Source organism: Frigoribacterium sp. 2-23, from assembly GCF_049601585.1.
Lineage (GTDB): Bacteria > Actinomycetota > Actinomycetes > Actinomycetales > Microbacteriaceae > Frigoribacterium.
On record NZ_CP187126.1, the window covers coordinates 1111290 to 1135096 of the forward strand.

22 protein-coding genes and 2 pseudogenes are annotated in these 23807 nt (G+C 67.3%); 13 read left to right on the plus strand and 11 right to left on the minus strand.

All coding sequences use genetic code 11. From position 1 onward, the window contains the following. Positions 1–19: 19 nt before the first annotated feature. The 4 genes from ACPEEZ_RS05300 to ACPEEZ_RS05315 form a co-directional block, all read right to left on the minus strand. A complete protein-coding gene (locus ACPEEZ_RS05300; protein ID WP_423923525.1) occupies positions 20–553 on the minus strand; it encodes a GNAT family N-acetyltransferase in 534 nt (177 codons plus the stop codon). A 121-nt stretch (positions 554–674) separates the two neighbouring features. Further along, entirely contained in the window at positions 675–2099 is a 1425-nt protein-coding gene (locus ACPEEZ_RS05305) for an MFS transporter (protein WP_423923527.1), read from the minus strand. 86 nt (positions 2100–2185) lie between these two features. Then, positions 2186–4678 carry an ATP-dependent DNA ligase gene (locus ACPEEZ_RS05310; protein WP_423923529.1) on the minus strand — a complete coding sequence of 831 codons (2493 nt, stop codon included), beginning with the start codon at positions 4676–4678 and terminating at the stop codon, positions 2186–2188. A 146-nt stretch (positions 4679–4824) separates the two neighbouring features. Next, positions 4825–5712, minus strand: coding sequence for an SDR family oxidoreductase (locus tag ACPEEZ_RS05315; protein WP_423923531.1), 888 nt, complete (start codon positions 5710–5712; stop codon positions 4825–4827). Between the two features lie 91 nt (positions 5713–5803). Here ACPEEZ_RS05315 and ACPEEZ_RS05320 point away from each other — a divergent pair, with 91 nt between their 5' ends. Continuing rightward, a complete protein-coding gene (locus tag ACPEEZ_RS05320; protein WP_423923533.1) occupies positions 5804–6784 on the plus strand; it encodes a Ku protein in 981 nt (326 codons plus the stop codon). 27 nt (positions 6785–6811) lie between these two features. On the opposite strand, the gene ACPEEZ_RS05325 is transcribed toward ACPEEZ_RS05320, so the two are convergent. Genes ACPEEZ_RS05325 through ACPEEZ_RS05335 form a run of 3 tightly spaced genes read right to left on the minus strand, consistent with a single transcriptional unit; the run spans position 6812 to position 9805 of the window. Then, positions 6812–7090, minus strand: coding sequence for a DUF7218 family protein (locus ACPEEZ_RS05325; protein WP_423923535.1), 279 nt, complete (start codon positions 7088–7090; stop codon positions 6812–6814). Positions 7091–7142: 52 nt separating this feature from the next. Continuing rightward, positions 7143–9107 carry a glycoside hydrolase family 15 protein gene (locus ACPEEZ_RS05330; protein ID WP_423923537.1) on the minus strand — a complete coding sequence of 655 codons (1965 nt, stop codon included), beginning with the start codon at positions 9105–9107 and terminating at the stop codon, positions 7143–7145. After that, positions 9104–9805 carry a hypothetical protein gene (locus ACPEEZ_RS05335; RefSeq protein ID WP_423923539.1) on the minus strand — a complete coding sequence of 234 codons (702 nt, stop codon included), beginning with the start codon at positions 9803–9805 and terminating at the stop codon, positions 9104–9106. The genes ACPEEZ_RS05330 and ACPEEZ_RS05335 overlap by 4 nt, the downstream gene beginning before the upstream one ends. A 427-nt stretch (positions 9806–10232) precedes the next feature. Here ACPEEZ_RS05335 and ACPEEZ_RS05340 point away from each other — a divergent pair. The 6 genes and pseudogenes from ACPEEZ_RS05340 (at position 10233) to ACPEEZ_RS05365 (ending at position 14752) form a co-directional block, all read left to right on the plus strand. Then, positions 10233–10802 (plus strand): annotated as a pseudogene (locus ACPEEZ_RS05340) (recombinase family protein). Positions 10803–10830: 28 nt separating this feature from the next. Next, positions 10831–11856: a YaaC family protein gene (locus ACPEEZ_RS05345; RefSeq protein ID WP_423923541.1), complete on the plus strand. Its 1026-nt coding sequence runs from the start codon at positions 10831–10833 to the stop codon at positions 11854–11856. A gap of 106 nt (positions 11857–11962) precedes the next feature. Next, entirely contained in the window at positions 11963–12340 is a 378-nt protein-coding gene (locus ACPEEZ_RS05350) for a TIR domain-containing protein (protein ID WP_423923543.1), read from the plus strand. After that, positions 12301–12801: a RipA family octameric membrane protein gene (locus tag ACPEEZ_RS05355; RefSeq protein WP_423923545.1), complete on the plus strand. Its 501-nt coding sequence runs from the start codon at positions 12301–12303 to the stop codon at positions 12799–12801. Before ACPEEZ_RS05350 ends, ACPEEZ_RS05355 begins: the two co-directional genes overlap by 40 nt. Beyond that, the gene (locus ACPEEZ_RS05360) at positions 12798–13097 is read left to right on the plus strand and encodes a DUF7701 domain-containing protein (RefSeq protein WP_423923547.1); all 300 of its coding nucleotides are present in this window, start codon (positions 12798–12800) and stop codon (positions 13095–13097) included. Before ACPEEZ_RS05355 ends, ACPEEZ_RS05360 begins: the two co-directional genes overlap by 4 nt. A 458-nt stretch (positions 13098–13555) precedes the next feature. Then, positions 13556–14752, plus strand: coding sequence for a GAF domain-containing protein (locus ACPEEZ_RS05365; RefSeq protein ID WP_423923549.1), 1197 nt, complete (start codon positions 13556–13558; stop codon positions 14750–14752). A gap of 716 nt (positions 14753–15468) precedes the next feature. Here the strand turns inward: ACPEEZ_RS05365 and ACPEEZ_RS05370 are convergent. The 3 genes and pseudogenes from ACPEEZ_RS05370 to ACPEEZ_RS05380 all read right to left on the minus strand — a co-directional run bounded on the left by ACPEEZ_RS05370 (position 15469) and on the right by ACPEEZ_RS05380 (position 17543). Then, entirely contained in the window at positions 15469–15765 is a 297-nt protein-coding gene (locus tag ACPEEZ_RS05370) for a hypothetical protein (protein WP_423923551.1), read from the minus strand. A gap of 727 nt (positions 15766–16492) precedes the next feature. Next, on the minus strand, positions 16493–16837 hold the full coding sequence (locus tag ACPEEZ_RS05375; protein WP_423923553.1) for a hypothetical protein: 345 nt from the start codon (positions 16835–16837) through the stop codon (positions 16493–16495). 131 nt (positions 16838–16968) lie between these two features. Further along, positions 16969–17543 (minus strand): annotated as a pseudogene (locus ACPEEZ_RS05380) (nuclear transport factor 2 family protein). Between ACPEEZ_RS05380 and ACPEEZ_RS05385 the strand changes: the two are divergent. The 5 genes from ACPEEZ_RS05385 (at position 17488) to ACPEEZ_RS05405 (ending at position 22423) form a co-directional block, all read left to right on the plus strand. Then, positions 17488–18084, plus strand: coding sequence for a TetR/AcrR family transcriptional regulator (locus ACPEEZ_RS05385; protein ID WP_423923555.1), 597 nt, complete (start codon positions 17488–17490; stop codon positions 18082–18084). The pseudogene ACPEEZ_RS05380 and the gene ACPEEZ_RS05385 overlap by 56 nt on opposite strands. Before the next feature lie 308 nt (positions 18085–18392). Continuing rightward, a complete protein-coding gene (locus tag ACPEEZ_RS05390) occupies positions 18393–19265 on the plus strand; it encodes a siderophore-interacting protein (RefSeq protein WP_423923557.1) in 873 nt (290 codons plus the stop codon). A 289-nt stretch (positions 19266–19554) separates the two neighbouring features. Beyond that, positions 19555–20304 carry an ABC transporter substrate-binding protein gene (locus tag ACPEEZ_RS05395; RefSeq protein ID WP_423923559.1) on the plus strand — a complete coding sequence of 250 codons (750 nt, stop codon included), beginning with the start codon at positions 19555–19557 and terminating at the stop codon, positions 20302–20304. Further along, positions 20301–21374 (plus strand): iron chelate uptake ABC transporter family permease subunit, encoded by a 1074-nt coding sequence (locus ACPEEZ_RS05400; protein WP_423923561.1) that lies wholly within the window; start codon positions 20301–20303, stop codon positions 21372–21374. The genes ACPEEZ_RS05395 and ACPEEZ_RS05400 overlap by 4 nt, the downstream gene beginning before the upstream one ends. Further along, entirely contained in the window at positions 21371–22423 is a 1053-nt protein-coding gene (locus tag ACPEEZ_RS05405; protein WP_423923563.1) for a FecCD family ABC transporter permease, read from the plus strand. The genes ACPEEZ_RS05400 and ACPEEZ_RS05405 overlap by 4 nt, the downstream gene beginning before the upstream one ends. A 42-nt stretch (positions 22424–22465) precedes the next feature. Here ACPEEZ_RS05405 and ACPEEZ_RS05410 read toward each other — a convergent pair whose 3' ends face one another. After that, positions 22466–22747 (minus strand): hypothetical protein, encoded by a 282-nt coding sequence (locus tag ACPEEZ_RS05410; RefSeq protein ID WP_423923565.1) that lies wholly within the window; start codon positions 22745–22747, stop codon positions 22466–22468. 127 nt (positions 22748–22874) lie between these two features. Here ACPEEZ_RS05410 and ACPEEZ_RS05415 point away from each other — a divergent pair, with 127 nt between their 5' ends. After that, positions 22875–23747: an SMP-30/gluconolactonase/LRE family protein gene (locus ACPEEZ_RS05415; protein WP_423923567.1), complete on the plus strand. Its 873-nt coding sequence runs from the start codon at positions 22875–22877 to the stop codon at positions 23745–23747. Positions 23748–23807 lie beyond the last annotated feature (60 nt).

The window sequence follows — 23807 nt, forward strand, 5'->3', positions numbered from 1 at the left end:
TCTCAGCGACCGAGGTGGTTCAGCGGCGTAGGCGGTACAGCACGTGCGGCCGCAGCTCGTGGCCCTCGGGCAGCGCCGGGTGATCGAAGTCGTCGGCGATGTCGTACGTCATCCCGAGGCGTTCCATCACACGGCGGGACGGCAGGTTGACGGCCGCCGTGAAGCTGATCAGCGCGTCCAGGTCGGCGCCGTCCGGGTCGAATGCGAACCGGACGACCTCGCGGGCCGCCTCGGTCGCGAAGCCCTGACCCCAGGCCCCGCGGGCGAGTCGCCAGCCGATCTCGACCTGATCGGCCAACGCCGGGTCGAACGTCGGCTGCGACAGACCGACGAACCCGATGAACGCCCCGGTGTCGCGGCGCTCGACCGCCCAGAGTCCGTAGCCGCGTTCGGCGATCCCGGCGTCGAGCCGGTCGATCATCGCGTCGCTCTCGGCGGGAGTCCGGGTCGACGGGAAGAACCGCATGACCTCGAGGTCGGCGTTGAGCGCGGCGAAGGGCTCCCGGTCGGAGTCCTGCCAGCGGCGGAGGCGGAGGCGGTCGGTCTGCGGCACCCCACGACGCTAGCAGCGGCCGCCCGGCGTGCGGGTGCTGCTACGAACCTCGTTCCGGCCAACGAACCACGGTGTGACGAGGTTCATTGGCCAGAACGAGGTTCGGCCGCCGGCAACGCCTTCAGGAGGCGCGGCGCAGCCCCCGCAGACCGACGAACGACACGAGGGCGCTCAGCACGAGCAGCGCCGCGACCACGACGAGGACGCGATGGAACCCGTCGACGGTCAACGCGCCTCCGGCGATCACGCCCAGGAACGCCACGGCGACCAGCCCGGCCACGCGTGAGATCGCGTTGTTGACGGCGGACGCGATGCCCGACTGCCGGGCCGACACCTGCGACAGCACCGTCGAGGTGAGCGGCGCGACCGTCACCGAGAGGCCGAAGCCGAACAGCACGACGCCGGGCACGATCTGCCACCAGACGTTGATCGGATCGTGGACGAGCAGCATCCACGAGAAGCCGGAGGCCGTGATGAGCGGCCCCACGGTCATGAAGAGCCGCGGCCCATGCGTCGCCGCCAGTGTGCCGAACAGGGTCGAGAACAGCAGGGAGACGATCGTCGTGGGCAGGGTCACGAGACCGGCGAGCGTGGCGGGGAGTCCGGCGAGCTCCTGCACGACGAGCGGGATGACGAGGCTGCCCAGGCTGAGCGCCGCGTAGATGCCGACCGTGGCCAGGTTGCCCACGGTGAACGCCCGCACCCGGAACAGCCCGAGCGGCATCATCGGCTGCGGTGCCCGGCGCTCCCAGGACACGAATCCGACCAGCGCGGCGACGCCGACGACGAGCGGCACGAGGACGAGGGCGTGGCCGAAGCCCACCCGCTGGCCCTCGATCAGGGCGAAGACCGGCCCGGCGAGTCCGACGGCCGCGAGCACGGCGCCGACGACGTCGATGCGCGCCGTGCCGGCTTCACCGCCCGCCCCGACGGCGTCACCGTGGTGGGCGTCGCTCGGCAGCCGCGTCATCAGCACGAGGGTCAGCAGGACCGGCAGGACGACGACGGCGAAGACCCACCGCCAGCCGAGCGTGTCGACGAGCGCGCCTCCCGTGAGCGGGCCGATCAAGAAGGCGACGCCGGTCCAGGCCGTCCAGCTGCCGATCGCCTTGCCCTGAGCCGGCCCGCTGAACGTCGAGGTGATCAGGGCGAGACTGCTGGGCACGAGCAGTGCCGCGGCCACGCCCTGCAGGGCTCGGGCGGCGATGAGGAGGCCCGGGTCGGGCGCGATCGCGGCCAGCACGCTCGTGAGCGCGAAGCCGATCAGACCGAGGCGCAGGACGCGCACTCGTCCGAACGTGTCGCTGAGCGACCCCGCCACGAGCATCAGCGAGCCGAGCGTCAGCAGGTAGGCGTCGACCACCCACTGCTGCAGGGTGAGTTCGCCGCCGAGCTCCCGCGCGATCGCCGGCAGGGCCACGGTGACGATCGACCCGTCGAGGAACGCCACGAACGACGCGAGGATCGCCACGACCAGCACGGTGCGGCGACCGCGCAGCACGGCGGCGTCGGACTCCGGTGCGGGTGCGGGCTGAGATGTGCTCATGCTGCAGTGAACACCGTCGGGCCTTTCCGCCATACCCGCGCGGCCGAGCGGCGCGAAATGGTCGCACAGTGCGAAGGAGGCGCGGGTCAGGGCTCGCGGACGACGTCGGCCGGGTCCTTGTCCGGCCGCCAGCCGCGCCAGGTGGGCTGGCGGAGACGCCCGGTCGGTGTCCACTCGGCGAACTCGACCTCGCCGACGCGGTTCGGGGTGATCCAGTGCGCGTCTCGGGCATCGGCCGCGGGGACGCCGACGAGCGGGCTCGTCTTCCGGGCCGTCCGGGTGAACGCCGTGAGCAGGTCGTCGAGCTCGCGGTCGCTGAACCCCGTGCCGACCCGGCCGACGTAGACGAGCCCCTCGTCCGACGGCACGCCCATCAGCAGCGACCCGACACCGTCGGCGCGACGACCGGCACCGGGGCGCCAGCCCGCGATGACGACCTCCTGCGTCGCGTGATGCTTGAGCTTCACCCAGGCGCGTGACCGCCGCCCCGCGCTGTACGTGCTGTCGCGTTTCTTGGCGACCACCCCCTCCAGCCGGAGGCGCTTCGACGTCTCCATCGCGGCCTCCACGTCGCCGTCGAAGACGGGTGGCACATCGATCGGCCCGTCGGGCGACACGATGCGCTGGAGGACGGCCCGGCGGTCGTCGTAGGTGTCCTTCACGAGCGACCGACCCTCCGCGCGGAGGACGTCGAAGAGCATGTACCGGACGGGAGCCGACGGCGCCACGCGGGCGACGTCGGCGGGGCGTGTCAGTCCCATCCGCGTCTGCAGCAGCCCGAAATCGGGTCGGCCCTTCTTGTCGACCGCGACGATCTCGCCGTCGAGCACCGCGCCTCCTGCGCTCTCGACCTGCTCGGCGAGCACGGCCAACTCGGGGTACGCCGCGGTCAGGTCGTTGCCGTTGCGACTCGTCAGCGTGACGGTGCCGTCGTCGACCACGGCGACCGCACGGATGCCGTCCCACTTCATCTCGACCGCCCAGTCGTCGTCGTCCGAGAGACCGGCGTCGGTCACCGCCGTCGCCAGCATCGGGGCGACGGGTTCGGGGGAGTCGTCGCGACGGCGACCCCCGCCTCCCCGGCTCGTCGTGCGCGACGAGCGAGGATGGCGCTCGCGCCCGGCAGGTTCGTCGGCCGAGGGGCCCGTCTCGTCCTTCATCCGATGGATCAGCCAGTTCGACTCCGCCCGCCCGCCACCGTGCCCGGTGTGGATCAGCGCGATACGCCGCACGCCGCGCTGCTCGCCGTGCAGCACCACGATCACCTCTTTGCCGTCGCGCCACTTCTCGAGGTCGTACTCGCCCGAGTCCCAGATGGTGACCTCGCCGGCGCCGTACTCGCCCTTCGCGATGGTGCCCTCGAACGTGCCGTACTCGAGCGGGTGGTCCTCGGTCTGGACCGCGAGGTGGTTGACGCCGGGGTCGTCGGGCTCGCCCTTGGGCAGGGCCCAGCTCACCAGCACGCCGTCGTGCTCGAGTCGGAAGTCCCAGTGCAGCGAGCTGGCGTGGTGCTCTTGGATGACGAAGCTGCGGCCATCGGTCGTGTCCGGTGCCGCCGACGGCACGGGTTCGGCGGTCTTCGACGCATCACGCTTCGACCGGTAGACCTCGAGGCGATCGCGTCGCTTCTCGCCGGGGTCGTGCTCGGGCGACGCCGTGTTGCGGAAGTCCTCGCCGAGCAGACCGTCCGGCACCGGTGTGCGTGACGAGATGTCGGCGAGCGGGTCGCCCCGCCGCTTCAGACGCGCGAGGACATCGGTGTACTCGAGCTGCTTCAGCGACGCCGACGCCAGCTCGCGCCACGTGCGCGGCATCGCCACCGTCGGTCGGGTCCGTCCGCGCAACGAGTACGGCGCGACGGTCGTCTTGTTGCCGTTGTTCTGCGACCAGTCGAGCAGCACCTTGCCGCGTCGGTCGGCCTTGCCCATGCTGCTCAGCACGAGATCGGGGTGGTCGGCCTCCAGGGCGCGGGCGAGCTCGTGCGCGACCTCGCTGACCTGGCTGCTGGTCTGCGTGCCGTCGAGTCGGGCGTACAGGTGCACGCCCTTGCTGCCGCTCGTCACCGGCATCAACTCGAGCCCCATGCCCTCGACGATCGGCCGGAGCTCCCGGGCCACGGCGACGCATTCGGCGAGCCCGACGCCCTCGCCGGGGTCGAGGTCGAGCACGAGTCGGTCGGGGTTCCGCTGCGCCCCATGCGGCCCGAAGCGCCACTGCGGCACGTGCACCTCGAGCGCTGCCACCTGGGCCAGCCAGGTCAGCGTCGCGAGGTCGTTGACCATCGGATAGACGTTGGCGTGGTCCTTGTGCTCGATCTCGTGTCGGGCGATCCAGCCCGGTGCGGAGTCGGGCAGGTTCTTCTCGAAGAACACCTCGCCGTCGACGCCGTTCACCCAGCGCTTCCGGGTCGCCGGTCGGCCCTCGACGTGCGGCAACATCCACTCGGCGACGGCGGCGTAGTACCCGAGCACGTCCGCCTTCGTCGTGCCGGAGTCGGGGTAGAGCACCTTGTCGAGATTCGTCAGCTGCAGGCGGTGCCCGCCGACCTCGACGGTCTCGCCGCGTCCCTTGCTCGCCATCGCGCGCCTCCTGGTGTCGTGATCCGCTTGCGGTCGTCTTCGTCCTCCCGACGACGACGGCCCGCCGCCCGGGAGGGGCGAGGGGCCGTCGACGACTCTCGTCGCCGTCTCTGGCAGAGCCGCGAGCCGAGGAGGCGCGGTGTCGGTCAGACCGCGGGCATGGCTCCCGCGATCGTGATGGTCGCACCCGACGTGTAGCTCGACTCGGGGCTGACCAGGTGCACGTACGCCGCGGCGAGCTCGGCGGGCTGTCCGGGGCGGCCGAACGGGGCCTGGCCGCCGAACTCCGACACGGTCTCGGCGTCGTCCGAGCCGGGCTGCAGCGGTGTCCAGACCGGGCCGGGCGAGACCTGGTTGACGCGGATGCCCTTCGGTGCGAGCTGCTGCGCGAGACCCGACGTGAAGACACCGATCGCGCCCTTGGTGAGGGCGTAATCGATCTTGTCGGGGCTCGGCTGCGTGCCCTGCACGGAGCCGGTCGTGACGATCGACGAGCCGGGCTCGAGGTGGGGGATCGCCGCCTGGGTGAGCCAGAACAGCGAGTACACGTTCGTCTTGATCGTCGAGTCGATGTCCTCGGTGGTCAGCGTGAGGATGTCGTCGTTGCTCTTCATGCGCCCGGCGACCATGACGAGGGTGTCCAGCCCGCCCAGCTCGTCGACGGCCGTCGCGATCAGGTCGCGGCAGTACTGCTCGTCGGAGATGTCGCCGGGCACGAGGACGGCCTTGCGACCCTCGCCCTCGAGCAGATCGCGCACCTCCTCGGCATCCTTCTGCTCGCTGGGCAGGTAGCTGAGCACGAGATCGGCACCCTCACGGCTGAGTGCGATCGCGGCAGCGCGACCGATGCCCGAGTCGGCCCCCGTGACGACGCCGCGGAAGCCCGTCAGGCGGTCCTTGCCGATGTAGCTGGTCTCACCGTGGTCCGGCTTCGGGTCCATCTTCCAGGCCTCGCCGGGCAGCGACTGCTCCTGCTTCGGGAAGGGCGGCGCGGGGTAGAGGTCGACCGGGTTCTTCTTGTCGTATTGGCTCATGCGGTCCACGGTGCTCGCACCGCGCCTCCGGCGGTCGGGGTGTGTACCCCACCGGCGGTCATTCGGAGGACGCTCGGAGAATGATCGGGGCATGCGATCGATCTGGAAGGGCGCCATCACGTTCGGGCTCGTCAACGTGCCCGTCAAGCTGTACAGCGCCACCGAGGACCACGACGTCTCCCTGCATCAGGTGCACGACAAGGACGGCGGGCGCATTCGATACCAGCGCCGCTGCGAGGTCTGCGGCAAGGTCGTCGACTACGAGCACATCGACAAGGCGTTCGACGACGGCGATCAGACCGTCGTCCTCACGAGCGACGACCTGAAGTCGCTGCCCGAGGAGCGGTCCCGCGAGATCGACGTGCTCGAGTTCGTTCCGAGCGACCAGCTCGACCCGATCATGCTCGACCGCAGTTACTTCCTCGAGCCCGACGGCACGTCGCCCAAGGCGTACGTCCTGCTGCGTCGCACCCTCGAGGAGACCGACCGGACGGCGATCGTGCACTTCTCGCTGCGGCAGAAGACCCGCCTGGCGGCGCTGCGGGTGCGGGGCGACGTGCTCATGCTGCAGACGCTCCTGTGGGACGACGAGGTTCGGGAGGCGCGGTTCCCGGCCCTCGAGAAACAGACACGGATCAGCGACAAGGAGCTCGACATGTCGTCGTCGCTCGTCGACTCGTTGAGCGACGACTTCGAGCCCGCCGACTTCAGCGACGACTACCAGGAGGAGCTGCGGCAGCTGATCGACGCCAAGCTGAAGGAGGGCGAGTCGCTCGACACGGACGCGACCTTCGGCGAGTCCGAGTCGGACGACGACTCGACGGGCGGCGAGGTGATCGACCTGATGGAGGCGCTGCGTCAGTCGGTCGAGGAGAACCGGTCCGGGACGCGGCGCAAACCCGCGAAGAAGGCGGCTCCGGCGGCGGCAGCGTCGAAGGGCGCGACAGCGAAGAAGGCGGCTCCGAAGAAGGCGGCTTCGAAGAAGGCGGCTCCGAAGAAGACCGCCGCGACGAAGGCCGCGCCGAAGAAGGCCGCCGCGACGAAGGCCGCACCGAAGAAGAAGGCCGGCTAGCCCCCCAGGGGTGCAGGCCGGCCGCCCTCAGTGCTCGCGGAGCGCCTCGATCAGATCGGCCTTCTTCAGGTCGGAGTAGCCCGTGACGCCGAGCTCCTTGGCTCGCTTCTTCAGGTCGTCGACGGTCCAGTCGTCGTAGGAGCCGGAGCGGCCGCCCTTGGCCGCGACCTTCTTCTCGCTGTTGCCCTTCTGGGCCGCGGCGTTCGAGATGCGCGCGCTCTTCTCCTTCGAGTTGCCCTCGTCCCGGAGCGCCTCGTACATCTCCGGGTTCTTCAGCTGTGGGGGAGTCTCGTCCTTCGGCGTCATGCGACCGACCGTACGCCGGGGGTCTCGGGAGCGACCGACGCCTCGTCGACCGTCACTGCGCCTCCTCGTCGTCGGTCGTGCCCTCGCGGCCCATCTCGTCGATGGTGATGGCCGCGTTGACGAGTGCGAGGTGGCTGAGGCCCTGGGGCACGTTGCCGAGGAACTGCCCGTCGTCGGCGCTGATCATCTCGGTGAGCAGGCCCACGTCGTTGGGCTGCTGGACGAGCTCGTCCATGAGGGCGACCGCTTCGTCCTGACGGCCGACGCAGGCGAGAGCGCTCGCGAGCCAGAACGCGCAGGCGACGAACGTGCCCTCCTCCTGGTCGACGTCGCTGTAGCGGAACACGAGCGGGCCGGCACCCAGCTCGCGGCGGATCGCGTCGATCGTGCTCGACATGCGCTCGCCGCGGTCGAAATTGCTCGGCGCGTGCAGCAGGACGGAGGCGTCGAGCTTGTCGCTGCCCGGGTACATCACGTACGCGCCGAGCTCCTCCGACCAGCCGTGCTCGGCCACCCATTCTCTGATGAGGTCGCGGTTCTTCTTCCAGAACTCGACGTCCTCGGGATCGGGGTGCATCTGGCCGACCTCGGTCAGGTGCAGGGCCGCGTCGATGGCCTGCCAGCAGCCCATCTTGCTGCTGACGTAGTGCTGCTCGTCGGGCAGCTCCCACATGCCCGAGTCCTTCTCCTGCCAGCGGCGGCAGGCATCGTCGGCGAACCCGGCGAGGAGGTCGCCCGTCGACTCGTCGAGGATGTTGCCGTCGGCGGCGTACTGGCTCATGATCGCGAGGATGTCGGCGAACGTGCCGAGCTGCAGCTGGTCGCCGGCCGGGTTGCCCTTGTACACCGGGCCGATGCCGCGCCAGCCCTCGGAGCCCGTCTCGTGCGTACCGTCGGGCACGCTGCCGTCGAGGTTCAAGAAGATGTGCATGGTGCGGCCGTTGGCCTTGAGCGCCGACAGCATCCACGACACGGCGGCCTGGGTCTCCTCGCGCAGGCCGAAGCGGATGAGGGCGTTCACCGTGTAGGCGAGGTCGCGCACCCAGGCGAACCGGTAGTCCCAGTTCTTCTCGCCCGTGAAGTTCTCCGGCAGGGCGGCGGTCGCCGCCGCCGCGATGGCACCGGTGGGGCTGTAGATCAGCAGCTTGAGGGCGAGGGCGCTGCGCTGCACGGCGTCCGACCACGGGCCGTCCCAGTTGAAGACCTCGGACCAGTTCTGCCAGTTGCGGATGGTCCGGTCGATGCCCTGGTCGACCACGTGCGGGTCGGGGAGGTGCAGCGGTTCGTCCTCGACACCGCAGAGGCAGAGCAGCGAACGCGACCCCTCGTGGGTCGTGAACTCGCCCCAGAACCGGAGCGGGCCTCCATGGGGTTCGCCGTCGCCGGGCTCGGTCGGGTCCAGCCGGCCGTGCTCGAAGCCGACGAGCGCGAGGTTGATGTCGGCGGCTCGCAGGATCGGACCGTGCAGCGTGTCGATGCGGCGGATCGGGTGCGTGCCGAACGTGTTGCCGGGGATGACCGCCCAGCGCATCTCGACGGAGCCCTCGAGGCCCTCGATGCGACGGGCGAGCTCGGCCCAGGGCAGTCGGCCGGCGACACCCGTGACGAGGGCGTCCGTGATCTGGACGACCCCCGAGGAGGTGCGGAACCGGGTGACGAGGACGTTCGTGTTCTCGACGTACTCGCGCTGCACCTCGAAGTCGTCGTCGACCGGACGCAGCTCGATGCGACCGCCCTTGCCGGCGTCGACGATGCCCGAGAAGACGGGGTCGCTGTCGAGGTCGGGCATCGGCAGCCAGTCGATCTGCCCGTCGCGCGCGATCAAGCCGACCGTGCGCCCGTCGCCGATCGCGCCGTAGGACCGCAGCGGCACGTAGCCGTCGTCGCGCGGTTCGGGGCGGTGCCACTCGCCGGCCGCGCCGATCGTGGCACCGTACTGGGCGGCCTCACCGCGGTCGCCGGTCGTGCCTGAGGGGTCGGTCGTGGTCGCGTCGGAGTTCTCGAGGGTGTCGGTCACATCTCTACGGTGGACCGCCGGGCCGGGCCGCGCCCGCGCTCGCAGCCGTTTCTGCGGCAGCGGGCCGTGTTTGTGCCCCGATTCGGGCGCCGCGGACGGAGCGTCTCGCTAGTCACGACGAGGCAGACGCACAGGAACATCCACCCGGCGAGAGTCGGCTCGCGAGCCGGTGTCATGACGAGCCCGACCCCGAGACCGACTGCGCCCAGGAGCCGGCCTCGGCGTCGCGTGCTGAGGTTGCCGGTCAGGACGCCGAGCGCGGTGACGGAGATACCGGGTGTGAGAGGCAGTATCGTCTCGGCGATCACCGGAGCGGGCGGGGCCAGTGCTCTCGCGAAAAGGGCCGCAGCGACACCCACCAGGAGCGCCATCATCGGAACGAGACCGGCGAGTGCCGCGATCTGACGACTTCTCGTGGGCGTGACCCAGCTCTGATGGCCTGCGAACGATCGATGCCAGGCAGTGAGCGAGATCAGGAGGACTGTGAACGCCGAACACACGGCGGGGACGACGATCTTGGACCCGTCCATGGTCGCACCGTGCTGCTCGAGCGCGTCGTGAATCAGCAGCACGGGCCCCGCAGCCAGCAGCACGCTCGTCAGAGTGCCGGCGGTGAGCGCGGTTGCCGGGAGGCGGGCCTTCGCCACGTCTGAGGTCTTGCGTCGAGTCGACCCGCTCCAGGGAGTGCTGTCATCCACCTGGAGGAGCATCTGGCTCCATCGCGGTGCGCTCGACACAGGTCTCGGGGGAGGCTCGCCCGCTGCCGCCAAATTGTGCTGGTCCGCGATCGCCTGCGGCTATCGCTCGCTGACCAGCCGCAAATTCCGTTCAAAAAATGAGTGTGACAGATGCAATCAAGCTAATGACGAATTTCCCGCGCTCGATTGCTCGGTGGCTACTCATTGAGACATAACTGTGTCACCTGGCGTGCATGTTGCGGAGCCGCTGATCCGTGCACTATGAGATCTCGCGTCAAGGCCGCGCCCGATAGGCGGTCGTTCATCGGGACACCTGTCGGGCCGTGTCTCGGCCGGCTGAGGTCAAGTGGTCTCTGAACTGTGGATTCGCGTATGCCTGTCCCGCAAAAATGCCCGGTGGCGGGGGTCTAAACGCTACAGCCGTCGGATGCTCATCGGATACGCCCGCGTCTCAACCTCGGGACAGGACCTCGCAGCACAACGTGATGGTCTCGCAGCGCTCGGTGTTGACGATCAACACGTGCATGTTGACCATGGGCTCTCGGGCACGACTTGAGCCCGGCCGGGCCTCCGCGAAGCGCTGGCTGCGTGCCGTGCCGGCGACGTCCTGGTCGTCACCAAGCTCGACCGTCTCGCTCGGTCTCTCCGCGACGCGACGGACATCGCCGACGAGCTGACGAAGAAGGGGGTCGCCCTGAACCTCGGGGGAGCGGTCTACGACCCCACCGACCCCGTCGGCCGGCTCCTGTTCAACGTGCTCGGCATGGTTGCCGAGTTCGAGGCCGACCTCATCCGAGCCCGAACCCGGGAGGGCATGGCCATCGCGAAGGCCGCCGGCAAGCTCCGCGGCCGCAAGCCCAAGCTGACCGCCTCCCAAGAGAAGCACCTTGTGCAGCTGCACCGAACCGGCGAGCACACGACGAGCGAGATCGCTGAGCTCTTCGGCGTGGCTCGCTCAACCCTCTACCGCGCGCTTCAGAGAGGGCCACAGCTCTAAGCGTCACAGCTGCCCTTACGGTTAGAACATGGCCAAGACCATGTACGCAATGGGAACGATGACGGCGGCTGAGGCGTGGCGTGACATTCGGTCGCTGAGGGCTGAGCCGACGGGTCATCTTCGAGCGACGCTCGACTCGGACCTTCGGCGCCGCAATGAGTTCCACATGGCCTTGGAGCAGGCCCAGCAGCAGTTCTTAGCTAGCCAGCAAATCGGCTACGAGAGTCGACCTCTCAACCTTTTCTACGGGTTGTCTCAGGCTGGCCGTGCTCTGGCTGCAGGGGCGACGGCTCTTGGACCCGACACTGGTTGCCCTTGGGAAGCATCCGGCCACGGAATCAAATTCCAAGACGGAGCCTCAGATGAGTTGTGGAGAACGAAGACAAAGCTCGAAACTTCCAAGCGAGACCTATTTTCGCGCGTCTCTATCGCGACGGGCTCGCCCCACAGCTTCGTGTCCGTTGAGTTCGGCGCACTTGTAAATCAGCTCGTCGACTACACCATGACATTCCGTGAGGCAGAGGCGTTCCCGCGCCCCCTGCATGATGTCCGCGTCTACGGGTCGGCGACATTTCCCGTCGATGTTGAAGTCGAAGTCCCTGGCTATCAGGCAGGTTCAGACATGACCGGAGACGACGTCAGGCTAGCTCTAGCTCCGTATCCGGCTCTAGCTCCGTTCGCGGTTCCGGCGGAAAACCGGGAGGTCCGATGGAGCCACAACCAGGGGTACTGCCTGTTGTCTGTTCCGAACCGCGATTGCTTCGTCGACGGGTCGCATGGATCGCTGACGTTGAAGGGGGCCACGCGCTACAGGGGGAGCAGCGTGCTTCTTCCGAGTCTCGAGGGCGAGAGCAGTCCACTACGACCACTAATGACTTGGTGGCTCGTCCTCCACGCACTATCAATCCTGGCTCGATACACCCCAAGCAGATGGATGCGAACTCTGTCGATAGAACAGAGCTCCATCGCTTCGAAAGTCGAATTTCTCTTGGATACGGCCATCGACGCCGTACCGGAACTCCTAGTTGATGAACTGAAGCTACTTCAGGACTAGCGCGGTCAACGAGTCTCCTCACCTGGTGTAGCGACAGCCCACCGTCCGCATGGTTGTAGGCGTCTAGGTCTGCGGCTACTGTCGTCGCAACGAGGGGAAATCGATTATGGCGCAGCGGGTGTTTGTGAGCTTCGACTACGACAATGACAACGACTTAAAGAACCTCCTGATAGGCCAGGCCCGTAATCCGGACAGCCCGTTTGAGGTGGAGGATTGGTCGATTAAGGTCGCCAGCTCAGGTTGGCGCGCCGACGCACGTAACCGGATCTCACGAAGTGATCAGGTGGTTGTTCTCTGCGGTCAGCACACCAACACTGCTTCAGGCGTTAATGTCGAGCTAGACCTAGCCCGGGAGCTCGCCGTCCCTTACTTCTTGCTGACTGGGCGAGCCGGCGCGACCAAGCCCACCTCAGCACTTACGAGCGACAGTCTTTACAACTGGACTTGGCCCAATCTGAAGCTTTTGATCGCAGGGAACAGGTGACGGAACCATCGACGGCTGAAGAGGCCAGCCGTCTCTACGCCATGAGCGTTGAGATGGCCGATCGAGTGTCCGCACGCCGAGGCTTGGCGAACCAGTTCTACCTCAGCATCGAGACGCTGCTTCTGGGGGTCCCCGCTTTCCTCGGGCTAAATAGCTCAGCCCCCGGACTCGACCCCCTCCGCGCAACCCTTCTGGCTGCGATCGGAGTGGTGGTCAGCGCTGCGTGGTGGTTGCAGCTTCGCAGCTACAGGCAGTTGAACACGGCGAAGTTCGAGGTCATCTTGAAGATGGAGGTCGACCACTTCCACATTCACCCGTTTACCGACGAATGGAACTCGCTCAAGAAAGATCGGGTCGCAGGTTGGAGGGGGCGCTACGCCGAGCTGGGAACTATTGAGCGTGTCGTGCCAATTGTGTTCCTGCTCGCAAATATCTTCGTGGGACTATGGGCTTGGCTATGACGTACATCGACCGACTCGCTGAGACTGTCCGCCTTGAGCTGCCCAAAGATGCGCGGCCTGAGGAACATGCGGTCGAGCTATACCGGCTGTATGCGCTGCTCGTGCTTGTTCGAGGCCACCGCACCACGCTCGAAGATGTTCACGACGCTTGGTCGACCTGGATGAGCGCTTATGAGCCGACCCATTCTTCGCTGCGCCCGTTCAACGAACTGGACCCCGACGTTCAAGAAGAAGACCGTCCGTACCTCAAGGCCATTCTTGCCCTAGCTCAAAAGAACGAGCCTAAAAAAAGCTGACGTGGACCGCACGTTGCGCGGCACAAGTGGCTAACTGCCCGTTCCGATAGGGGATCGTCTATCGGACGCCTCTGCGCATGATCAGCGACCCATCCGGAAATCCGGGCCCATCTCCGTCAAAAGTCGCCGCTTTTCACGCGGTTAGAAATGACCGGGTTCCGTTGTTTAGTAGTCGGTCGTCCCCCTGTAGGGGGAGGTCGGAGATGGGGTAGTGCAATGAGTCGAGAGATCGCCGACCGGGGACGGTTCCGTCGTGGGCATGCTTCGTGTGGTCGCGTCTTGGGCGTCCCGGATTGGGGCTGCTGCTTAGGCCTGGTAGGTCTGTAGATTCAACGCACGCGTAGGTGCGGCTCGGGCGCGGGCAGGGGAGTCGGCTGATGTGGGAAAGGCTTTTGCGGCCCGTGATGCGGGTTTGGTACCGGAAGTTGTTGTTCGAGCTTGGCGGTTTGCCCTCTCCGATGGATGAGCCGACCGTGACGACCCCAGGGGAAAACCCTGACCGGGTACTCCTTCTAGGCAGTGGGCCCGCCTACGGATGGGGAGTGAGCACATACGCGTTGTCGCTGACCGGCCATCTCGCGAGGGAGATCGACCTGGGAACCGGACGGCCGGCGACGGTTCATTTCATCGGCCACGAGATGATGAACGCCGCATCCGCCACGGCATGGCTCGGAGAACACGACCTCGCTACCTACGACGCCGTCGTGGTCATGATCGGGCTGAACGATGCCGCCCGCCTCACACCCGAGACGGCCTGGCAAAAAAGCATGACCGCCCTCCTGGACACCCTGAGCCAGCGGTCTAAACAGTCCACGAGAATTCTTATTGCAGGCATTCAGCCGGTTCGCTCGATCACCGCGTTCGACTCCTTTCTCGGCGGAATCGCTCAGAAGCACGCCGGCCGGCTGAACACCATCACCGAAGGGGTGGTTGCGGGACGTGACGGGATCACGTTCCATCCGTTGGAGGCGGTCGTTTTCTCTGAAGACCGGCCATTCGGCTCGGCAGACACGTACCGGCAACGCGCAATCAGTCTCGCTGAGCACCTCATCCCGGTCTTGGACGAAGTCCGTCAGAACGAGCCAGAGGCTCCAAATCTGGCGCCGGCGACACCGGATTCATGGGCATGGTCGGGGGCGGAGACGTTCGTGAAGAACGCTGCCACCGGTGGTTCCTCAACGCTGAGAGCCCTCACCGATGAAGCACGGGAAGCGTTCGGGGTGGATCTGGCTGTGGTCACGCTGCTCGATGGATCAACGCTCTGGTACGGCGTCCACACGAACCTGCTGCCACGACGGATACCTCGAGAGCTGACGTACTGCGACGTCGCCGCCGCCACCGATGCGCCCCTAATCGTGTCGGATTCGCGATCCGATCCTCGGTTCCAGGAGAACCCCTTCATCGACATTTCGGGCAGCCGCTTCTACGCAGGCCACCCCCTCTATGCCAGCTCAGGCGATGTGATCGGAACTTTCTGCCTACACAACATCGCCCCGAAAGCGGCGAGCAGTATCCCGCTCGACACCCTCGCCACATTCGCTAAACGAGCCGAGACCGAACTGCGCAGCTACGAAACAACTACCCGAGAGCGCACAAGCCCCACCACTGTCGAGACACCGGCAGCGATGGAAGACGAGTCCAGGACTGACTATTAGTGCTGACCGTTATGGGCTGATGAGCGGGGTAGGTGGGGCCGGCATCGCATTCCCGAAATGCGGTGGCCCCACCTCGAGGCACGGGACCCGAATCCTGTACCCCGTTCGCAGGCGATCGTTCCTTGCCTGCAATCGCAGGAGAAGGTACTCCAGCACGACATGAACGGCATGACGAATGCTCGACGTCGAGATAAACGAGTGGCACCCCTCCGGTTCGGGCCGAAGGGGTGCCGTTGTCTCCGAGCAGCGTGTGTCGGGAAAACCGTATGAGCTGCTTGTCGGATCACGAGGCGTAGGGGCCTCGCGGAGACACCGGTAGACGCTACTCGTGTGCCGGGCCGAACTTCCGGAATCAACGCCTACGAGCGGGCTCGAGAAGCAATTTGTAGCAACCTTCCGTGTTCAATGCCACTTCTCCGGTGCACTCGTCCTCCCTAGTAGTCCTCATGTTCGTGATTGCTCGCACCGGTTGCGAACGCCCGGCAGCGGTATCGGACGACGTCGTTAATGAGGACTGGTCTTACGGTCGCAGGTCCGCTTAGATTGACGCGTTTCAGGTGCTCCCCGAAATGGGGCTCTCGCTCCAGGAATCTCCTGATCCAGTTTCTGTCGAGCGATGGCTGTGCGGGGGCTTCGCTTTACCGACCGAAGACCCCCGCACTCCAACCAGGGGGCGCCGGCGCGCACCTGATCTCGTGACGGTGTGTCAGTCGGGGTTAGGCATGCTCGATCGTGAGTTTGCTGATGGCGTCCTCGAGATCGTGGACGAAGCAGTCCCGGCCGAGAAGGTGGGTCAGTTCTTCTCGAGAGATGCGGTTGCTTGCGGTTGGACCGCGGCGGTCACGGTTGATTTGTCCCGCCAATTTGAGCAACAAGTATTCAGCTGATGTCCGTCGTTGCTCGTCGGTGAGGCGTTTTCTTTTCCATCGCTTGACGAGGGTGCGGCGGGTGACGGCGTCCAACCGCTCGTTGACGGCGACGATGAAATGACTATGTTCGGGCGCCAAGGCCATGAGGACTCACTTCTCGGACAAGTGGAAATATCAACCCCGCACCGCCGACGAGTGGACGCGCCGAGTGGGCATACCGCTGGTTGAGGCGAACGGGGATGAATTGAGCACGTCGGGTGTGCTCCATTCACTCTTTCAAAAAAGTCACTGCTCGTGCTTACATATTCCCGCGGATCGCGAGCTCCCGCCAGGCCCTCATATGGTTACCCGCGGCGGAGCTCATCGATGATGGCGTGCTGCCAGAACTGGTAGTGCTTCCGTGTCCCGGCTGTGGTCTTGATGCTGAACGCTCCGTTTTTAAGCGTCAAGAACCCGTGGCTGACCTGCTGTTCCGCGAAGACCTCTGTGACAGCCCACGTATTCGTTGCCGTGCACGTGATCGTCACCGGGTAAGGCGTTCGTGGAAGAGTCAGGGTCACGGGTGGCGCATCCGGGGTTGCAGGCAGACGGGCACTCGTCGGAGGCGTGGGTGGGGCAAGTTCGGGTGCAGACATGGCCGAATCCATTCTGTCGTCGTGTGAAGCAAGTTCGACGCCGCGCAATAAACGGATGGTTCGCCGCAAAGGGGAGACCGTGGTGCTGCGTCTCGTGCGTCGAGCGGATCGTAGACGGGACGACCACTCCGAATGGTCACCCCGCCTACGGACGTCAACCCACAGTCCCGAACTGCGCAGGTCGACGCTTGCTACCCGAAACGATCTTGCTGCCCTCGGCAAGCCGGTTCCCAGCGTCAGGCCGGGCGCTTCGATCGTCGGAGGGCAGCCATTCGCCGCTTGTGCAGGATGACACGGGTCCAGAGGCCGCCGGACGTGAGGAAGAAGATTGCCGCGAAGACTCCTTCGAGTAGTTCGCCCCTGAACGCCGAAACGATGACCGCGATGAGTGTTGCCGCGGACCAGGCGCCGAGCCCGGTGTAGACGGTCCGCCAGCGGCCTCGTTTGGCGCCGACGTTGAAGAGGATGAATCCCCAGGCGGCGGCTCCGAACAGGGCGAAAGTGACCAGCGAACCAACCACAGCAGCTACCTCCACGCTTTCGAGAAGCGGCGTCGAGGGGTCGGCCGCTCCGGTCATCATGGCGGATCTGGTGCAACCTGCGTGCATTTCGCATCGCGCTCATCACCTGATCGACGACCAGAAGCGGATCACGATGCGGTGCACGGCGTCCACCCGACCGCGCGAACCTTGCGACGGTCTCGGGTGCGTGCTCAGGCCGTCGTGTGGGCTCTCACGGGAACGATGACTCGTCGAGCGATGCGCCAGCCGGCTGCTTCGCGGCGCAGGACGTCGTGGTTCACGACCGCACTGGATGTCTGATCGGCCATGAGCATGAGGCCCTTCGAGTCGACGGCCGCCTCGTCGCCGCTCTCGTCGACGATGACGACATTGGACACGAAGTGGGCAATGGGCCGTGGGCGGCCATCTGCCCTGCGGCCTCACGCGCGCCCTCGATGCCGGAGATCACCGTCATGCCGAGGGCGCTCATGTCGTAGACGACGTCGGTCGTGAAGACGGTGTCGATCTCGTCCAATCTGCCGTCGTCGAAGACGTGCCCGACCAAGCTCAGCGTTTCGGCGATGTCCAGGCGGTCTGCGGTGTCCATGGTGAGTCCTCTTGCGTGCGTCGGCCCGAGCGGGCCATCGATTAAATGGTACTGCGTACCAATGCGAACGCAAGACCGTTTTGATTGGAGTGCTAAAACGTACGCGGTGCTATAGATTGCCGACGTGCCGTCGTCTCCTTCTCTCGTCGAACGTAAGCAGAAAGCCGCCCGCGAACGCATCGTGCAGGCGGCGGGCGAGTTGTTCGCGGAGCACGGCTTCGACGCCGTCTCGGTGTCCGATATCGCCGAGCGCGCCGAAGTCGGCCGGACGACGTTCTTCCGGCACTTCGGCGATAAACAAGAGGTGGTCTTCGCGCGCGAAGAGGCGCTGCTGGCCTCGTTGACGGTGGAGAACATCGGCGTACCGGCCACCGATCGCCGGTCTGCCAGCGACGCGGTCAGCGCTCTGCAGCCGCTCGTTCTCCGGATGTGCGCGCACATCTCCGAAGACCCGGAGGAGTATCGCCGGCACGAAGAGCTCGTCGAGCGCCACGCCGCTCTGCAGGGACGCAGCGCGGTGAAAGCGTCGCTCATCGCCGGACGGCTCGGTGCGCTCCTGGTCGAACGCGGGTGGGATGACGGTGTCGCGCAGTTCGCGGGCCACCTGGCCCTGGCCTGTTATGCGACGGCTCAGGTCACCGCCCCGCGATCCGAAGCTCTGGTGGAGGCGACGCGCACTGCGTTCGAGCAGGCCCTGAGCCTCGGCCGAGACGGCCGCTGACGGCGCGCTGCCCCGGCGCCTAGCCGCAGCTCGGACCTCTTTACGGTCACCGTTATCTGCCCGCCGCACCCTTCGGCCCGGGATCACCCGTGTTCTCGGTGCACCAGACGGACGTCATCGTCTACGGCGACAACCTCGAGGACTACCTGGCCAGGGAATTCGGCTCGACCCGCGCCTCCTCGGTTCTTGGCCCTTCTGGCACCGGATTGGAGCCGTGGTCTTTCTTTGCTGTGGGGGAGAGCGTCCCCTGAGCGGGAGCCTCTGCCTGGGCGCCGGAAGGGACGTCATGCACGGATACCCTTTTCACCGTGTCTCTTGGCGTCGAGGTGAGCCCCTACCGACTTTTCGACACGAGCGTCTCGCGGGTCGAGCAGATCTCGTCGATGTTTCGGCGCGTGACCCTGCATGCTGAGTCGTTGCGGCTGTTCGCGCCGTGGGGCTTGGACCAGCGGATCAAGATCGTGCTCCCTCGCCCGAATCCAGCCGCCGAAGGAGGCTCCTGGGGCGGGCCTCTGGCCGGCGACGTCGACGGACTGCCCGTCTCCGAGTGGCGATCGCTCGTCTTGGGGCTTCCCATCGAGACGCGACACCCCCTGCGGACCTACACGCCTCGGAGCATTCGCCCCGATGACCACGAGATCGACATCGACTTCTTCGTCCACGAGCCGGCCGGTCCGGCGAGTCGCTGGGCTGTCGGAGCCCGTCCCGGGGATCGGCTCCTGATCTCGGGGCCCGACGTCCGTGCGGATGATCGTCAACACGGTATCCAATGGCGGCCACGGGTGCCGCCTCGCCGCGTGTTGTTGGCCGGGGACGAGGCAGCCCAGCCCGCGATGAGCGCCATCCTCGCGTCGCTTCCGTCGGACGCGATCGGGGCGGTCTTCTTCGAAACCGACTCGATGACCTCGTGCCCGCCCTTCGACGCGGCCCCGCCGAGCATCCAGGTGTCAGTCGTTCTTCGCCGAGACCGGAGGCCCGGGGACGCTCTGCACAGAGCCATCGATGAGTGGTTGGCCGGGGGAGCAGGCGCCGCCTCGGCGTCAGAAGCGGACTTCGCGGCCTGGGTCGCGACCGAGAGCACGGCCGTGGCCCGGATCAAGACGGAGCTGCTCCATGCCGGTATCGACCCCGAGGCGTTGAGTGCGCAGGGCTATTGGCGGGAAGGCCCGCGTCGTCATTAATTAGGTTAGGCTTACCTATCATCGTTAGGTTCCCCCAAGCTCGACCAAAGGCTGTTCCGTGCATTCTCCCTCTCGTCCTTCAGATCTCACCTCGTCAGCGGCACTGATCCGTCGTCGGTCCCGGGGCCTCCTCGCGGCCGTCCTGGTGGCGGTCGCGGGGGTGGTGCTCTCCGCCTGTTCAACCGGGCCGGTAGGGGCGAGCGGGAGCACCGAGGCGGCGGCAGGTTCTCGCACGGTCACGGACGCGAAGGGTCAGATCGAAGTCCCCGCACAGCCGTCGCGTGTCGTCGTGCTCGAGCCGGTGGCCCTCGACACGACCGTCGCCTTGGGCCTGATGCCGGTCGGCGCTGCCGTGCTCAACGCCGCCGCGGGCATTCCGTCCTATCTGGGAGCCGAGGCCGCCGCGATCGAGACGGTGGGGACGGTCACCGAGCCCGACGTCGAGAAGATCGCATCGCTGGCGCCCGATCTGATCATCGGGACCGAGTCACGGCACGCCGCTCTCTACGATCAACTCACCTCGGTCGCACCGACCGTCTTTCTCGCCTCGCAGGCCGATCCCTGGAAGGACAACGTCGCCCTCGTCGGTGACGCGGTGGGCCGAGCCGGCGAGGCCAAGGCGTTGCTGTCGGACTACGACGAGCGCTGCCACACGATCGCATCGGAGTTCGACGTGGCGGGTACGACGGCGCAGCTCATCCGGCCTCGAGACGGATTGCTGACGCTCTACGGCCCCGAGTCGTTCGCCGGCAGCACGCTGGAGTGCGTGGGCTTCACGACGCCCGAACGCGACTGGGAGAAATCGATCTCCGTCGACCTGTCGCCCGAGAAGGTCCTCGAGGCGACGGCCGACCAGGTGTTCGTCACGACGACCGACGTGGACGACCAGTCGACGATCCCGGCCGCGGTCGCCGCGAACCCGGCAGCGTTCCCGCACCTCCACCTGGTCGACCAGGCATCGTGGATCACCGGGGTGGGCCCCCTGGGCGGCTCGGTCGTTCTCGACGACATCGAGAAAATCCTGCGTCAGAGCCGGTGAGGTCCACGACGGACGAGGCAGCCGTCGCGTCTGCATCGGCGTCTCGCAGGCCGCCTGGCCGCCGAGCCTCGTCTCGCGCGCGCATCGGTGCGTGGTTCGTCGTCGCCGCCGCGGCGCTCGTCCTCTCGATCGTGGCGTCCCTGATGGTCGGGGCGAACGGGCTCAGTGGGCGAGCGGTCATCGAGACCCTGTGGGGGGCAGGGACGGGAGAGACCCAGTTCGTGGTGTGGCAGCAACGTCTGCCCCGGACCGTCCTCGGCATCGCCGTCGGGATCGGCCTCGGGGGAGCGGGAGCCCTCATGCAGGCCCTCACCCGTAACCCCCTGGCGGACCCTGGAATCCTCGGTGTCAATGCGGGGGCGGCTGCCGCCGTCGCCCTCGGAGTCGTCTTCTTCGGAGTGAGTCAGGTCGGCCAATACGTCTGGTTCGCCTATGCCGGTGCCCTCGTGCTGACCATCGTCGTCTACCTGCTCGGCTCATCGGGCCGTGGTCGTGCGTCTCCCGTCAAACTCACCCTGGCGGGGCTCGCCGCGGGCGCGGTCCTGTCCGGCATCACGACGGGCCTCACGCTCACGAACCCGGATGCCTTCGACAGGCTCCTGGGGTGGTCCGCGGGCAGCCTCCTGGGACGAAGCCTCGACGTGCTCGTCCCGTCGGGGATGTTCCTCGTGGTGGGAGTGCTTCTCGCCGTGATCGTGTCACCGGCGCTCAACGCAGTCGCTCTCGGGGACGACACGGCCCAGGGGCAGGGCGTCAACCTGACGCGGACACGGCTGATGACCCTCACGGCGATCACGCTGTTGGCCGGGACGGCGACGGCCATCGCCGGTCCCATTTCGTTCGTCGGCCTGATGGTCCCCCACGTGGTGCGCTGGGGGGTCGGGGTCGATCACCGACGGATCGTCGCGTGGTCGATGGTCGTCGCACCCGTTCTCGTCCTGCTGTCCGACATCACGGGGCGTGTGCTCGTGCTCCCGGCCGAGATGCCCGTGGGTATCGTCACCGCGTTCGTCGGCGCGCCCGTCCTCATCGTGCTCGTCAAGCGCCGACGCGGGGTGACCGGACTATGACCCCCGTCCTCACCCCACCGTCGACCGCGGTCCGGCGTCGTCACCTCAGCCCCGGACGCCGACGCGGCCGACGCCGTGCCGTGGCCGTCGGCGCCGTGCTTGCTCTCGCGATCGTCGCCGTGAGCGCCGTCGGAGCCACGATGGGCGACTACCGCGTCTCCCTGCCCGATCTCGTCGGCGTCGCCACCGGGAGCACCACCGGCTTGCCGCGTACGGTCGTGCTCGAGTGGCGACTGCCCCGCCTCGCCGCCGCCGCCATCGTCGGCATCGCTCTCGGCATCGCCGGAGCGCTCTTCCAGACCGTGACCCGAAATCCCCTGGCGAGTCCAGACCTCATGGGTCTGTCCAACGGCGCCTTCGTCGGAATGCTCGGTGCGCTCGTCCTGATCGGACCGTCCTGGGAGTCGCGCACGATCGGCGCGCTCGCCGGAGGGCTCGCGACAGCGCTGGTCATCGGGGTGTTGGCCCGCGGCACGACAGCCGGTGGGTTCCGCTTCATCGTCGTCGGGATAGCCATCTCGTCGATGGCCGCGTCCCTCGGGACGTGGCTGCTCCTCCACGTCGAACTCGACACCGCGCTGTTCGCCTCGGCCTGGGGTGCGGGGACGCTGTCCGGCGTGGACGCGACCAGGGTCGGGGTCGCAGCCGTTCTGATCGCGGCCATCCTCACGGTCGTTCCGCGCCTCGGCGCAGGCCTGCGTCAGCTCGGACTGGGGGACGACCTCGCGACCGTCACCGGGGTCCGGGTGGGGCTCCTTCGGGGCGTGGCTCTGACGATCGGCGTCGCCCTCGTGTGCGTCGCCACGACGGTCGCCGGTCCCGTGGCGTTCATCGCACTCGCCGCCCCGCAGATCGCACGACGGCTCACGCGCGCTCCGTCCATCTCCCTTCCCGTGGCGGCCCTCACCGGGGCGCTCCTCCTCTCGTCGTCCGACCTCGTCGCCCAGCACGCTCTGCCCGTGACGGTGCCGGTCGGCGTCGTGACCGTCGTCATCGGAGGGGCCTATCTCGTCTGGCTGCTCGCGGCCGAGTTCAGGACGCGGCGCTGACCCCGGACAGGTGATCGGCTCGGAGCAGGTTCGCGACGTGCGCTAGCCCGCGAGGACGATCTGCACCACAGCGATGGCGACGAGGCACACGATCGGCACGCCGGCGAGCCAGAGGCCGGTCCGGACCTGGGTGCGTCGGATGGTCCGGCGGCCGCCGTAGCCCTCGGCCAGCTGCGTCGCGGCGACGAGCTCGGGCGCGGCGGCCGGCGGGGGAGCCGCCGCCTCCGGTCGGTCGTCGACGAAGGACGGGATCTCGACGACGTACTGCGACGGATCGACCTCGGACGGCAGACGGCGGTACCGGGCGGACGTGGGGTCGGTCATCGAGCCTCCTCTGCTCCTCTGGCGACGGCGCGAGCCGTGCCTCTGGAGTGACAACCTACGACCTGCCACCCTCGCCCGCGAGGGGGGAACGCCACCAGTGGCACGACCCGGCGAGTAGACCGGACAGATGAGCCCCACACCCGCGTCACCGTCCGAGCCCCGCCTGTTCTACGACGCGAAGGCGGAGCTGGCCGAGAGTCCCGTCTGGGACGTCGACGCCCAAGAACTGCTCTGGACCGACATCACCGCGGGAGCGTTGCACCGGACGTCGGCCGACGGGCTGACCGATCGCATGGTCGTCATCGATCCGCCTCTGCCGAGCTTCCAGCGCCGCCGGGGAGGCGGGCTCGTCGCCGCGCTCGACGACCGCATCCTCGTGATGGACGACGACGGGTCACGCCAGACGACGATCGCCACGGTCGAGCACGCCGACGAGAGGCTGCGTCTCAACGAGGGCAAGTGCGACCCGTTCGGCGCCTTCGTCGTCGGAGCGGTCGACCCCGAGGGCGAACCCCTGGCACGCCTCTACCGCGTGGCACCCGACGGCACGGTGACGCTGCTGCGCGACGACTTCGCGACCACGAACGGCTTCGAGTGGAACGACGACGGCTCCGAGATCTACCTGACGGACACGGGCACCGAGACGATCTACCGCGCGTCGTGGAACGCGGACGGCGAGTTGGGCGAGCTCGTCCCGTTCTCGTCGGGCGGTGCCCACGACGGTCTCGCCCGTGACGAGCGCGGCGAGTTCTGGGGCGCGATCTACGGCGAGGGCGTCGTCGTGCACCTCGACCGCACCGGCGACGAGATCGAGCGCGTGGGGTTCCCGGTGCCGAACCTGACCGGTATCGGCTTCGGCGGGGCCGATCTGCGCACCCTGTTCGTGCTGTCGGCCCGGGAGAACCTCTCGCCCGACGAGCTCGCTCGCTACCCCGAGAGCGGCGGCCTGTTCGCCCTCGAGCTCGACCGGGCCGGCCGCGCGCCGTTCTTGTTCGGTTGAGCGACGCGGAAACGACAAACCGACGTGACTTCTCACGTCGGTTCGCCGTTTTTGGGCGGG